We start from the raw sequence: 13,312 nt of genomic DNA, 5'->3' as shown, positions 1-13,312 counted from the left end.
AGTTTATTATAAGGAGCAACGACTATGGGGGAACGAGCAGATACATTTTTAGCACACTTTAATCGCATTGAAAAGTGGATGAGAGAGAGACTGAACAATCCTGTCAATATGGGATTCAGTGAAATGACAAGACGTCTTTCCCGAAAAGAAAAAGGACAGATTGCTCAATTTGAAGAGGATTTGCTTCAAATGGCTCAGTTAAGAAATGCCATCGTTCATGAGCGAATTGCTGATGATTTTGTAATTGCAGAGCCAAACGAATGGGCAGTTCAACGAATTGAAACGATTGAACAAGCTTTAACAAAACCAGAAAAAGTAGTGCCTAAATTTGCGAAACGTGTTACAGCTTTTGAAATCACCACTTCTTTAGAAACGTTATTAACGATTATTGCAAAAAAACAATATTCTCAATTTCCGATTTATGAAAAAGGTGTATTTAAAGGATTAGTCACGGTTCGAGGGATTGGTGTATGGTTTGCCATTGAGAGCACCAAAGGCGAAGTTCACATTGCCAACCGAACGGTGCGAGAATTGTTGGCATCAAATTATAAACGCAGCAACTATCAATTTGTTTCAATTGAAGCAACCGTTTTTGAAGTTGAACAAATGTTTCGGGAGCAGCCACGCTTAGAAGCTGTGCTTATTAGTAAAAGTGGCCATCCTAATGGTGAGTTAGTAGGCATTGTTCGACCAAGAGATTTAGCAAGTATTCATAGAGAAAAGGAATGACGCGATTGTTAGTAGTATATTTTTTAATCAGTGCCTTATTAGTAGGGCTTGACCAATGGAGCAAATATTTGACGGTCCAAAACATTTCTTTGGGTGAAACAAAAGAATTCATTCCTGGATTTTTGTCGCTGACCCATTTAAGAAATACCGGAGCTGCTTGGAGCTTATTAGAAGGAAAGATGATATTCTTTTATGTCATCACAGTAATTGTTAGTGTCGTGATTATTTATTTATTAATTAAGAATTATAAAAAAAGTATCTGGTATTCTGTAGGTTTGTCTTTTGTCTTAGCAGGTGCCATTGGGAATTTTATTGATCGTGTACGGTTAGGCTACGTGGTGGACATGCTCCAAACGGATTTTATGAATTTTCCTATTTTTAATGTTGCAGATAGTACGTTAGTGGTCGGCGTTATTTGTATATTTATTTATTTGATTTTAGATGAAAAAGCAGCAAAGGAAGGCAAAAATGGAACAAATTAACGTAACGATTCAAACAGAAAAAGGCCGGATTGACAAAGTATTAAGTGAACATTTACCCAATCATTCCCGCTCGCAAATTCAACAATGGTTAAAAGAAAAACACGTAACAGTTAACGGTGAAACGGTCCGCGCAAATTACAAAGTTACAGCAGGCGATGAAATTGTGGTAACAATTCCTGAACCAGAAGTGCTAGATATGGTAGCAGAGGATATTCCTTTGACCATTGTTTATGAAGACAATGATGTGATTGTCGTCAACAAACCTCAAGGCATGGTCGTTCATCCTTCGGCAGGGCATCCCAAGGGTACATTAGTGAACGCGTTACTTCATCATGCGGATCACTTATCGGCGATTAATGATGTGGTGCGACCGGGAATTGTTCATCGAATTGATAAAGATACTTCGGGACTATTGATGGTGGCTAAAAATGATCAAGCCCATGAATCATTAGCGAAACAGCTAAAAGAAAAAACATCGTTACGCAAATACGTCGCCTTGGTCCACGGCGTTATTCCTCACGATAAGGGAGAGATAAATGCGCCTATTGGTCGTTCCAAGGTTGACCGCAAAATGCAAGCGGTCATTGAAGGCGGTAAAGAAGCAGTCACGCACTTTACTGTTTTAGAGCGTTTTGATGCATTTACCTTAGTTGAATTACAACTAGAAACAGGCCGGACACATCAAATCCGTGTTCACATGAAATATATCGGTTATCCATTAGCTGGAGATCCGTTATATGGACCGAAAAAAACATTGCCTGGCAATGGGCAATTTTTACATGCGAAGTTATTAGGCTTTACACATCCTACTACAGGTGAACAATTAGTTTTTGAAGCACCTTTACCAGAAGTTTTTGAAAAAACTTTACACCAATTAAGAAATAATCATTGATTTTTTTCTAAAGAAGAGGTAAACTCTTTTTTAAGAAGAAAAATAACTAAATAACTGTAACCTTTAAGTTTAGTCCCGTGAGGCTAAGAAGGAATCATGCAAAAGAACACTAGGTGCGCTTAGTTAGTAAGTTGTGTGGGCTACATGGTACCCTTGTACCTTTTTAAACTGTAACCAACATCCTCCTATCCTCATACGGGTAGGAGGATTTTTTGTTGGAAAAAATAACAGGACAATTTCAATAAAAACCCACTTATTTTTCAGCTGCTCAATTGAAGGAAGAATCGCTGACCCCAAGACAGCGAGGACGTAGATAAAAAAGAAATGAGGAGGAAATTATTATGCCAAAGAAAGAAGTTGTTGACGCAGTCACAATGAAACGAGCGCTTACTCGAATCTCGTATGAAATTATTGAAAGAAACAAAGGAATTCAAGACATTGTTTTAGTAGGAATTAAAACGCGTGGGATATACATTGCACAACGTCTAGCCGAACGCTTAAAACAATTAGAAGATATTGACGTGCCAGTTGGTGAATTAGATATTACTTTGTATCGTGATGATGTGAAAGATATGGAGGAACCTGAATTACATTCTTCTGACGTACCAGTCTCAATTGAAGGTAAAGAAGTTATTTTAGTGGATGATGTCTTGTACACGGGCCGGACCATTCGTGCTGCAATGGACGCAGTTATGGATTTAGGTCGTCCAAGAAAAATCTCTTTAGCAGTCTTAGTAGATCGTGGGCATCGGGAACTACCGATTCGTGCCGATTATGTAGGAAAAAATATTCCAACATCAAAAACTGAGGAAATTATTGTGGAAATGGAAGAGCGTGACGGCGCAGATCGTATTATGATCAGTAAAGGAAACGAATAAAAAGGAGTGAACAACGTTGTCAGAAAAAGAATTTCGAAATGAGGATGCAGTCTTAGATATTAAAGACAGACCGCAAGCTTTTCACTGGGTTGGCCTAAGTTTACAACATTTATTTACGATGTTTGGCGCAACGGTTTTAGTACCAATCTTAGTGGGAATTGACCCAGGGATTGCGTTAGTCAGTTCAGGATTAGGAACAATGGTCTATCTGATTACTACAAAAGGAAAAATCCCCGCTTATCTCGGCAGTAGCTTTGCTTTTATTGCAGCGATGCAGATGTTAATGAAGAGTGATGGTTATCCAGCCATTGCCCAAGGTGCTATGACAACCGGCTTGGTATACTTAATCGTTTCATTAATCATTAAAAAAATTGGTTCCGACTGGTTGGATAAAATTTTACCGCCTATCGTTGTAGGACCTGTCGTGATGGTTATCGGTTTAGGCTTGGCGGCTAATGCCGCAAATAACGCAATGTATAACAACAACGTTTATGATTTTAAATATATTGCCGTAGCCTTGATTACTTTAGGCTTAACCATTTTTTACAACATGTTTTTCAAAGGCTTCTTAGGATTAATTCCAATTCTTTTGGGAATTGTCAGTGGGTACCTAGTCGCTTTAGCTTTCGGAATTATTGATTTAACCCCTATTAAAGAAGCTGCGTGGTTTGCTTTACCTAATTTTGAAGTACCTTTTGTTCAATATGAACCGAAATTGTATTTAAATGCCATTACAACAATGGCACCAATTGCTTTTGTAACAATGACAGAACATATTGGTCATTTAATGGTCTTGAATAAATTAACCAAGCGCAACTTTTTCCAAGACCCAGGCTTATCTAAAACTTTAATGGGAGATGGCTTAGCGCAAATTGTAGCAGGTTTTGTTGGTGGACCGCCAGTTACAAGTTATGGTGAAAATATCGGCGTGCTGGCAATTACAAGAGTACACAGTGTCTTCGTGATTGGTGGAGCCGCGGTGTTCGCTGTAGCTTTAGGCTTTGTTGGAAAATTAAGTGCCTTGATTCTAAGTATCCCAGGACCAGTTATTTCAGGAATTAGTTTCGTCTTGTTCGGTGTGATTGCCGCAAGTGGTTTGAAAATCTTAATCGATAATAAGATTAATTTTGATAAGAAAAAGAATTTATTGATTGCTTCAGTAATTTTAGTTATCGGCATTGGTGGCTTAGTCTTCAAAGTAGGAACCTTTGAATTGTCTTCAATGGCATTAGCAACCGTCTTAGGAATTGTTTTGAATTTAATTTTACCGGAAAACGCACGTAGCGAAGAACAGTAGGAGGACTAGACGAATGATTATTACATCTGAACGAATTAGTTTAAAACATCTTTTAACTGCTGAGGCTTTAACCGACCGTGAAGTCATGGGGTTAATCCGTCGCGCAGGAGAATTTAAACAGGGGGCAAAATGGCACCCAGAAGAACGTCAATATTTTGCAACAAACTTGTTTTTTGAAAATAGTACTCGAACACATAAAAGTTTTGAGGTAGCTGAGAAAAAATTAGGCTTAGAAGTGATTGAGTTTGAAGCAAGTAGAAGTTCTGTTCAAAAAGGAGAAACGTTATACGACACAGTACTAACGATGTCGGCAATTGGTGTAGATGTAGCAGTCATTCGTCATGGTAAAGAAAATTATTACGATGAATTGATTCAAAGTAAAACGATTCAATGTTCTATTATTAACGGTGGGGACGGGAGTGGACAACACCCTACACAATGTTTATTGGATCTGATGACTATTTATGAAGAATTTGGTGGATTTGAAGGCTTGAAAGTGGCGATTGTGGGAGATATTACACATTCTCGCGTTGCTAAATCAAATATGCAGTTATTAAACCGTTTAGGCGCTGAAATTTATTTTTCAGGTCCAGAAGAGTGGTATGATCATCAGTTTGATGTCTATGGACAATATGTGCCATTAGATGAAATTGTTGAAAAAGTCGATGTGATGATGTTGCTTCGCGTGCAGCACGAACGTCATGATGGTAAGGAAAGTTTTTCAAAAGAAGGCTATCATTTGGAATATGGTTTAACCAACGAACGGGCAACTCGTTTACAGAAACACGCAATTATTATGCATCCAGCGCCAGTCAATCGGGATGTTGAACTGGCAGATGAATTAGTGGAAAGTCTGCAATCAAGAATCGTCGCGCAAATGAGTAACGGAGTCTTTATGCGCATGGCAATTTTAGAAGCAATTTTACATGGAAAGGCCTAGGTGGAGAAATGAAGACGTTAATTAAGAATGGAAAAATCATCAAAAAAGAGAATCAATTGATTGAGGCAGCACTTTGGCTAGAAAATGGTGTGATTCACGCAATCGGGGAATCGTTTGACGAAGCAGATTTTGAGCAAGTGTTTGATGCGAAAGGGCAACTAATCACGCCAGGCTTGGTCGATGTGCATGTTCACTTTAGAGAACCAGGCTTTACGTATAAAGAAACGATTAAAACGGGTAGTAAAGCTGCTGCTCGCGGTGGTTTTACTACGGTTTGCGCAATGCCCAATTTGAATCCAGTACCAGATACGGCTGAAAAATTAAGTGAGGTTTACGACTTAATTCAAAAAGATGCAGTCGTGAAAGTTTTACAATATGCCCCCATTACAGAAGAGCTACGGAGTGAAGTTTTAACCAATCAGAAGGCCTTAAAAGAAGCGGGCGCCTTTGCATTTACGAATGATGGTGTTGGTGTCCAAACGGCAGGAACGATGTACTTAGCCATGAAAGAAGCGGCTGCATTAAATATGGCACTTGTTGCGCACACGGAAGATGAATCTTTATTATTTGGTGGTGTGATGCATGAAGGAGAAGTTTCTAAGAAATTAGGCCTACCAGGGATTTTAAGTGCAACGGAAGCTTCGCAAATTGCTCGGGATATTACTTTAGCAAAAGAAACAGGCGTTCATTATCATGTTTGTCATGTTTCAACAGAAGAAAGCGTGCGCGTTATTCGAGATGCTAAAAAAGCAGGGATTCACGTAACAGCCGAAGTTTCGCCGCACCATTTAATTTTAGTCGATGAGGATATTCCTGGTGACGAAGGGTTTTGGAAAATGAACCCGCCATTACGTGGTTTAGCAGATCGACAAGCATTGATTGACGGCTTGTTAGATGGCACGATTGACTGTATTGCTACCGACCATGCGCCCCATGGTTTAGAAGAAAAACAACAATCATTTTTAAACGCACCTTTTGGTATTGTCGGTAGTGAAACGGCCTTCCAATTGATTTATACGAACTTTGTCGAAACAGGTATTTTCACATTAGAACAAGTGATTGATTGGATGGCAGTGAAACCGGCAGAAATTTTTGGATTAAACGCAGGAACACTAACAATTGGTGCACCAGCAGATATTGCAGTTTTTGACTTAGCAACAGCTGCACCAATTGATGCAGAAGCATTTGAATCAATGGCTGTCAATACACCATTTACAGGGTGGACAGTCAAAGGAAAGACACTTATGACATTTGTTGACGGAGCATTAGCTTGGTCGGAGGAGGCGCAGTAGGTTTGAAAAGGTTATTGATTTTAGAAGACGGAACAGTATTTGAAGGAAAAGCGTTTGGTGCAGAAGGCAATGTAGTAGGAGAAGTTGTTTTTACTACTGGCATGACAGGTTACCAAGAAGCAATTACTGACCAAAGTTTTAATGGACAAATGATTACTTTTACGTATCCATTAGTTGGAAATTACGGGGTCAACCGAGATGATTATGAATCCATTGCACCAACCTGTAAAGGTGTCATTGTTAAAGAGCATGCGCGGGTTGCTTCAAATTGGCGTCAACAAATGACCTTGGATGAATTTTTAAAGCGCAAAGGGATTCCGGGAATTTCAGGAATTGATACGCGTGCACTGACTCGTAAATTACGATCAGCTGGAACAATGAAAGGGAGCATCATTGATGCCGTGGATGATTTGCCGCATGCGTTTGATCAATTAAAAGCGACAGTCATGCCGAAAAATCAAGTGGCACAAGTCTCCACCACTAAGCCTTATCCGAGTCCAGGTATTGGGCGTAATGTAGTCGTCGTTGATTTTGGGTTGAAACATAGTATTTTGCGAGAATTATCAAAACGGCAATGCAACTTAACCGTGTTGCCTTATAATACAACGGCCGAAGAGATTTTAGAATTAAGTCCCGATGGTGTCATGTTGACAAATGGGCCTGGAGATCCCAAAGATGTGCCTGAAGCTATTGAAATGATTCAAGCAATCCAAGGAAAAGTTCCAATTTTCGGTATCTGCTTAGGTCATCAGTTATTTTCATTAGCGAATGGTGCGGATACGTATAAGATGAAGTTTGGACATCGCGGTTTGAATCATCCTGTACGAGAAATTGCAACAGGACGCATTGATTTCACTTCACAAAACCACGGATATGCCGTAGATGAAGCAACAATTGATCCAGAAAAATTACTTGTGACCCACGTGGAAGTCAATGATGGAACAGTTGAAGGCGTGCGTCATCGAGATTATCCAGCTTTTACTGTGCAATATCACCCAGATGCGGCTCCAGGACCGCACGATGGTCTTCATTTATTTGACGAATTTATGGAATTAATGGATGCATGGAAGGAGCAAAACTAATGCCAAAACGAACGGACATCAAGAAAATCATGGTGATTGGTTCAGGACCAATCATTATTGGACAAGCAGCAGAATTTGACTATGCAGGCACACAAGCCTGTTTAGCGCTAAAAGAAGAAGGGTATGAAGTTGTCTTAGTAAACTCAAATCCAGCAACCATCATGACCGATAAAGAAATCGCGGATCATGTTTATATTGAACCGATTACTTTAGAATTTGTCTCAAGAATTTTGCGGAAAGAACGTCCCGATGCTCTTCTACCAACATTAGGTGGTCAAACTGGATTAAATATGGCGATGGAATTATCGGAATCAGGAATTTTAGATGAGCTAAATGTAGAATTGCTAGGAACAAAGCTCAGTGCGATTGACCAAGCGGAAGACCGTGATTTATTTAAACAATTGATGGAAGAATTAGAACAACCGATTCCAGAAAGTGAAATTGTCAATACGGTGGAACAAGCCGTGGCTTTTGCCAAACGAATTGGTTATCCAATTATCGTTCGTCCCGCATTTACCTTAGGTGGAACAGGCGGCGGCATGTGCGATACGGAAGAAGAACTCCGCCAAATTGCTGAAAATGGTCTGAAATTATCACCAGTTACACAATGTTTAATTGAAAAAAGTATTGCTGGTTTTAAAGAAATTGAATATGAAGTGATGCGTGACTCGGCTGATAATGCGATTGTGGTTTGTAACATGGAAAACTTTGATCCTGTCGGCATTCACACTGGGGATTCGATTGTTTTTGCTCCGAGTCAAACCTTATCAGATTATGAATACCAAATGTTGCGAGATGCGTCCTTGAAAATTATTCGTGCATTAAAAATTGAAGGTGGCTGTAATGTTCAATTAGCTTTGGACCCGCATAGCTTTAATTATTATGTGATTGAAGTTAATCCTCGTGTTTCTCGCTCATCTGCACTTGCTAGTAAAGCCACAGGGTATCCCATTGCGAAGTTAGCTGCAAAAATTGCTGTTGGTTTAACATTAGATGAAATGAAAAATCCAGTTACTGGAACCACTTATGCCGAATTTGAACCCGCTTTGGACTATGTTGTTTCCAAAATTCCTCGTTGGCCTTTTGATAAATTTGAAAAAGGTGCTCGAGAACTAGGAACGCAAATGAAAGCAACCGGGGAAGTCATGGCAATTGGCCGCAATATTGAAGAATCCTTATTAAAAGCAGTTCGTTCTTTAGAAATTGGTGCTTATCACAACGAGTTAGAAGAACTAAGTCATGTCAGTGATTTAGAATTAACGAAGAAAATGGTTCATGCGCAAGATGATCGATTGTTCTACTTATCAGAAGCCATTCGTAGAGGATATAGCATTGAAGAATTGCAAAGTTTAACGAAAATTGATTTATTCTTCTTGGATAAACTTTTACACATTATCGAAATTGAAACGACCCTTGAAAGTCACGTGGACAACGTAGCTGTCTTGAAAGAAGCCAAACAAAATGGCTTTTCTGATCGGAAAATCGCAGCACTTTGGGGACAAACAGAACAAGCCATCGCTGACTTCCGCAGAGCCAATCAAATTGTGCCCGTCTATAAAATGGTCGATACGTGTGCTGCAGAGTTTGAATCACACACGCCTTATTTTTATAGCACGTATGAAGTGGAAAACGAAAGCAATGTTTCGAAAAAGCCTTCTGTACTAGTATTAGGTTCTGGTCCCATTCGCATTGGTCAAGGGGTCGAGTTTGATTATGCAACGGTTCATTCTGTCAAAGCGATCCAAGCGGCTGGTTATGAAGCAATTATTATGAATAGTAATCCTGAAACAGTTTCAACAGATTTCTCTGTTTCTGATAAATTATACTTTGAGCCATTAACTTTAGAAGACGTCATGAATGTGATTGATTTAGAAAATCCGATTGGCGTGATCGTCCAATTTGGTGGACAAACAGCGATTAATTTAGCTGAGCCGCTCACAAAACAAGGCGTTAAAATTCTTGGAACAACGATTGAAGATTTAGATCGTGCGGAAAATCGTGATTTATTTGAACAAGCTTTGCAAGAGTTAGCGATTCCTCAACCACCAGGAGATACAGCCACAAGTGCAGAAGAAGCAGTCGTGATTGCTGATCGTATCGGCTATCCCGTTTTAGTGCGTCCAAGTTATGTTTTAGGTGGTCGTGCAATGGAAATTGTCGAAAATCAAAAGGATTTGGAAGATTATATGCGACACGCAGTCAAAGCTTCTCCAGAACATCCTGTCTTGGTTGATAGCTATTTATTGGGACAGGAATGTGAAGTTGATGCCATTTGTGATGGTGAAACAGTACTAATTCCAGGGATTATGGAACATATTGAACGAGCTGGCGTGCATTCTGGCGATTCAATGGCGGTTTATCCACCGCAGTATCTTTCTCAAGAAATTCAAGCAACAATTGCCGATTATACAAAAAAACTGGCACTTGGTTTAAACTGTGTAGGCATGATGAATATTCAATTTGTTATTCATGAAAATCGTGTTTATGTGATTGAAGTGAATCCTCGTGCGAGTCGAACAGTTCCTTTCTTAAGTAAAATCACAGGGATTCCGATGGCCCAAGTTGCTACAAAAGCGATTCTTGGTGAGAAACTGACTGACCTAGGATATCAAGATGGGTTATATCCTGAAAGTAAACAAGTTCATGTGAAAGCCCCTGTATTCTCCTTTACGAAACTACAAAAAGTAGATACGTACTTAGGGCCTGAAATGAAATCAACCGGAGAAGTTATGGGTAGTGATTATTATTTAGAAAAAGCCTTGTATAAAGCCTTTGAAGCATCTGGCTTGCATTTGCCAAGTTATGGGGCTGTACTTTTCACCATTGCTGATGAAACAAAAGAAGAGGCGTTAGAAATTGCTAAGCGTTTTTCAGCAATTGGCTATAGTTTAGTCGCAACGGAAGGAACCGCTGACTTTTTAGCGAAGCATCAGTTGCCTGTTAAGAAAGTGACGAAAATTTCTAATCCTGAAGGGGAAACCGTGCTGGATGTCATTCGTAATGGGAATGCACAAGTGGTAATCAATACCATGGATAAAAATCGTTCCAGTGCCAACCAAGATGGGTTTTCAATCCGTCGGGAAGCAGTCGAACATGGGATTCCATTGTTTACCTCACTTGATACAGCAAATGCGATTTTAAAAGTTTTAGAATCAAGAGCCTTTACGACAGAAGCCATTTAAGCAAAAATCTGGAACAATCGTCTGAGGAGGACTGTTCCAGATTCTTTTACGAAGAAATAGAAAATCATTTATAGGGGAATCAGAGAATAAAGGAGTGAAGGATACTGATGCAGAGAAAGCAAGAAATGATGACCATTGTAGCTCAAAAACAGTTAGCGCCACGGATTTATCAGTTAGACTTACAAGGCGAGTTAGTGAAAGAGATGACACGACCTGGACAGTTTGTGCATATCAAGGTTCCGCGTGCAGATTTACTTTTGCGGCGACCGATTAGCATCAACCAAATTGATCATTCGAACGAAACCTGTCGTTTGATTTATCGAGTCGAAGGCGCTGGAACGGAAGTGTTTGCCACCATGAAGGCTGGTGAACAATTAGATATTTTAGGTCCTTTAGGAAACGGCTTTGATATAACTACCGTAGCAGCTGGTCAAACTGCTTTTATCGTTGGCGGAGGAATCGGGATTCCCCCATTGTATGAATTATCAAAACAACTCAATGAAAAAGGCGTGAAAGTGATTCATTTTCTTGGTTATGCATCAAAAGAGGTTGCTTATTACCAACAAGAATTTATGGCATTAGGAGAAACACATTTTGCCACAGATGACGGCTCGTTTGGCGCTCATGGCAACGTGGGCCGTTTATTGTCAGAAGCGTTAGCAAAAGGACGGATCCCTGATGCAGTTTATGCTTGTGGTGCGAATGGTATGTTAAAAGCAATTGATTCTTTATTTCCAACACATCCACACGTTTACCTTTCTTTAGAAGAACGGATGGCCTGTGGAATTGGGGCTTGCTATGCCTGCGTTTGCCATAAAAAAGGAGACACTACTGGAGCAAAAAGTGTCAAGGTCTGTGATGAAGGTCCGATTTTTAAAGCAAGTGAGGTTATCTTATGATGAAAAATCCTTTAGCTGTTTCAATTCCAGGTTTAACATTAAAAAATCCAATTATTCCCGCCAGTGGTTGCTTTGGGTTCGGGGAAGAATATGCTAACTATTATGACCTTGATCAATTAGGTTCAATTATGATTAAGGCAACAACGCCCCAAGCACGATATGGAAATCCCACACCACGTGTAGCTGAAACACCTAGTGGTATGCTAAATGCCATTGGATTGCAGAATCCAGGTTTAGAAGTGGTGATGCAAGAAAAATTACCGAAATTAGAAAAATACCCTAACTTACCGATTATCGCAAATGTTGCAGGTGCTTGCGAAGAGGACTATGTGGCTGTTTGCGCAAAAATTGGGCAAGCGCCTAACGTCAAAGCAATTGAACTGAATATTTCCTGTCCTAATGTGAAACATGGCGGCATAGCTTTTGGTACAGATCCAGACATTGCTTTTCAATTAACACAAGCAGTCAAAAAAGTCGCCTCTGTTCCGATTTATGTTAAACTATCACCAAACGTAACGGACATTGTGCCGATCGCCCAAGCAATTGAAGCAGGGGGCGCAGACGGTTTTTCTATGATTAATACATTGCTAGGGATGCGCATTGATTTAAAAACGAGAAAACCTATTTTAGCCAATCAAACTGGTGGACTATCTGGCCCAGCCATTAAACCTGTTGCCATTCGCTTAATCCGACAAGTAGCCAGTGTTTCTCAGTTGCCAATTATTGGAATGGGCGGTGTTCAAACAGTGGACGATGTCTTGGAAATGTTCATGGCAGGTGCTAGCGCTGTGGGGGTTGGTACGGCCAACTTTACAGATCCATATATTTGTCCGAAGTTGATTGACGGATTACCTAAGCGAATGGAAGAGTTAGGCATTGAATCGTTGGAACAATTAATTAAAGAAGTGAGAGAGGGGCAGCAAAATGCACGATAGACCAATTATTGCGTTAGATTTTCCCACGCAAAAAGAAGTGGCTGTTTTTTTAGAAAAATTCCCTAAGGAAGAAGACTTGTTTGTTAAAGTGGGGATGGAACTTTTTTACGCAGAAGGACCAGCGATTGTTCGCTGGCTTAAAGAACAAGGACACGATGTTTTCTTGGATTTAAAATTACATGATATTCCGAATACTGTGGAAAAAGCGATGACAAATTTAGCAAAATTAGGCGTTGCCATTACCAATGTCCATGCAGCAGGGGGCGTTCGAATGATGCAAGCAGCTAAGGAAGGTCTAATCAAAGGGACTCAGCCAGGCGCTAAGGTTCCTGAGTTAATTGCTGTAACCCAGTTGACTTCTACTAGTGAAGAAGAGATGCACCACGATCAATTAATCAACGTTCCTTTAGAGACAAGTGTCATTCATTATGCTAAATGTGCGGAAAAAGCGGGTCTGGATGGCGTGGTTTGCTCGGCCTTAGAAGCACGTGGTATTCAAGAAGCAACCAAGCAGACGTTTATTTGCTTAACACCTGGTATTCGCCCAGCGGGAAGTGCGGTAGGTGACCAGCAACGGGTCGTTACGCCGCAACATGCTCGCGAAATCGGGTCCACATATATCGTTGTTGGCCGACCTATTACCCAAGCAGAAAATCCTTATGAAGCCTATCAAGAAATCAAAAAAGACTGGAGCGGAAAGTAAC

Annotated in this window: 12 protein-coding genes; all 12 read left to right on the top strand. The window is 40.1% G+C overall.

Features of this window, described 5'->3' with window-relative positions; translation table 11 throughout:
• The first annotated feature begins 24 nt into the window (after nucleotides 1-24).
• The 12 genes from AB3I34_RS03265 (at nucleotide 25) to pyrF (ending at nucleotide 13,311) form a co-directional block, all read left to right on the top strand.
• On the top strand, nucleotides 25-729 hold the full coding sequence (locus tag AB3I34_RS03265; protein ID WP_002357406.1) for a CBS domain-containing protein: 705 nt from the start codon (nucleotides 25-27) through the stop codon (nucleotides 727-729).
• Nucleotides 730-734: 5 nt separating this feature from the next.
• Nucleotides 735-1,211 carry a signal peptidase II gene (lspA, locus tag AB3I34_RS03260; protein ID WP_002360174.1) on the top strand — a complete coding sequence of 159 codons (477 nt, stop codon included), beginning with the start codon at nucleotides 735-737 and terminating at the stop codon, nucleotides 1,209-1,211.
• On the top strand, nucleotides 1,198-2,103 hold the full coding sequence (locus tag AB3I34_RS03255; RefSeq protein ID WP_002357408.1) for an RluA family pseudouridine synthase: 906 nt from the start codon (nucleotides 1,198-1,200) through the stop codon (nucleotides 2,101-2,103). Before lspA ends, AB3I34_RS03255 begins: the two co-directional genes overlap by 14 nt.
• A gap of 341 nt (nucleotides 2,104-2,444) precedes the next feature.
• The gene (gene pyrR, locus AB3I34_RS03250; RefSeq protein WP_002357409.1) at nucleotides 2,445-2,981 is read left to right on the top strand and encodes a bifunctional pyr operon transcriptional regulator/uracil phosphoribosyltransferase PyrR; all 537 of its coding nucleotides are present in this window, start codon (nucleotides 2,445-2,447) and stop codon (nucleotides 2,979-2,981) included.
• Between the two features lie 16 nt (nucleotides 2,982-2,997).
• The gene (locus AB3I34_RS03245; protein WP_002357410.1) at nucleotides 2,998-4,278 is read left to right on the top strand and encodes a solute carrier family 23 protein; all 1,281 of its coding nucleotides are present in this window, start codon (nucleotides 2,998-3,000) and stop codon (nucleotides 4,276-4,278) included.
• Nucleotides 4,279-4,291: 13 nt separating this feature from the next.
• Entirely contained in the window at nucleotides 4,292-5,218 is a 927-nt protein-coding gene (locus tag AB3I34_RS03240) for an aspartate carbamoyltransferase catalytic subunit (protein WP_002357411.1), read from the top strand.
• An 8-nt stretch (nucleotides 5,219-5,226) separates the two neighbouring features.
• Nucleotides 5,227-6,510: a dihydroorotase gene (locus AB3I34_RS03235; RefSeq protein WP_002364044.1), complete on the top strand. Its 1,284-nt coding sequence runs from the start codon at nucleotides 5,227-5,229 to the stop codon at nucleotides 6,508-6,510.
• Nucleotides 6,511-6,512: 2 nt separating this feature from the next.
• Nucleotides 6,513-7,592: a carbamoyl phosphate synthase small subunit gene (locus AB3I34_RS03230; protein ID WP_002360175.1), complete on the top strand. Its 1,080-nt coding sequence runs from the start codon at nucleotides 6,513-6,515 to the stop codon at nucleotides 7,590-7,592.
• The gene (gene carB / locus AB3I34_RS03225; protein WP_010712511.1) at nucleotides 7,592-10,774 is read left to right on the top strand and encodes a carbamoyl-phosphate synthase large subunit; all 3,183 of its coding nucleotides are present in this window, start codon (nucleotides 7,592-7,594) and stop codon (nucleotides 10,772-10,774) included. The genes AB3I34_RS03230 and carB overlap by 1 nt, the downstream gene beginning before the upstream one ends.
• 107 nt (nucleotides 10,775-10,881) lie before the next feature.
• Nucleotides 10,882-11,673, top strand: coding sequence for a dihydroorotate dehydrogenase electron transfer subunit (locus tag AB3I34_RS03220; protein WP_002365731.1), 792 nt, complete (start codon nucleotides 10,882-10,884; stop codon nucleotides 11,671-11,673).
• Nucleotides 11,670-12,608, top strand: coding sequence for a dihydroorotate dehydrogenase (locus AB3I34_RS03215; protein ID WP_002377282.1), 939 nt, complete (start codon nucleotides 11,670-11,672; stop codon nucleotides 12,606-12,608). The genes AB3I34_RS03220 and AB3I34_RS03215 overlap by 4 nt, the downstream gene beginning before the upstream one ends.
• Nucleotides 12,598-13,311 carry an orotidine-5'-phosphate decarboxylase gene (gene pyrF, locus AB3I34_RS03210; protein WP_010712510.1) on the top strand — a complete coding sequence of 238 codons (714 nt, stop codon included), beginning with the start codon at nucleotides 12,598-12,600 and terminating at the stop codon, nucleotides 13,309-13,311. Before AB3I34_RS03215 ends, pyrF begins: the two co-directional genes overlap by 11 nt.
• Nucleotide 13,312 lies beyond the last annotated feature (1 nt).

It is taken from the genome of Enterococcus sp. C102(2024) (genome assembly GCF_040888205.1).
GTDB classification, from domain to species: domain Bacteria; phylum Bacillota; class Bacilli; order Lactobacillales; family Enterococcaceae; genus Enterococcus; species Enterococcus faecalis.
This window is presented reverse-complemented; position numbering and strand designations above follow the sequence as displayed.